General features: G+C 65.8%; 1 protein-coding gene. It reads left to right on the top strand.

Annotation, left to right across the window (positions count from 1 at the left end):
* A partial coding sequence (locus RNB18_RS52700) for an LmeA family phospholipid-binding protein (protein WP_311721143.1) occupies positions 1-421 on the top strand: 421 nt, incomplete at both ends.

The following is a 421-nucleotide window of genomic DNA, read 5'->3' as shown; positions in this document are numbered from 1 at the left end:
AGACCGCTGACGCCAGCGGCACCGTGGGCTCGCTGGTCGCCGACATCTCCTGGAGCACCGACGGCATCCGTCAGACCGTGGCCGACCTGGTGCAGCTGCCGTTCATCGGCTCGGCCATCTCGGACGTGAAGACCAACCCGTCCAACGGGACCATCGAACTCAAGGGCCTGCTCGGCACCATCACCGCCAAGCCCACGGTGGTCAACAAGGGCATCTCGATGCAGATCGTCGACCTGAGCGCGATCGGCCTGTCCTGGCCGCGGGAGACTCTGCAGCCGATCCTGGACAAGTTCACCGCCCAGCTCACCGAGAACTACCCGATGGGGATCCACGCGGACAGCGTGCAGGTCACCGACAAAGGGGTGGAGGCGAAGTTCTCCACCACGAACGCGTCGATGCCGAGGGCCGAAGAGGACCCCTG

The sequence above is a fragment of the Streptomyces doebereineriae genome (assembly GCF_031845645.1).
Taxonomy (GTDB): Bacteria; Actinomycetota; Actinomycetes; order Streptomycetales; family Streptomycetaceae; genus Streptomyces; species Streptomyces canus.
This window is presented reverse-complemented; position numbering and strand designations above follow the sequence as displayed.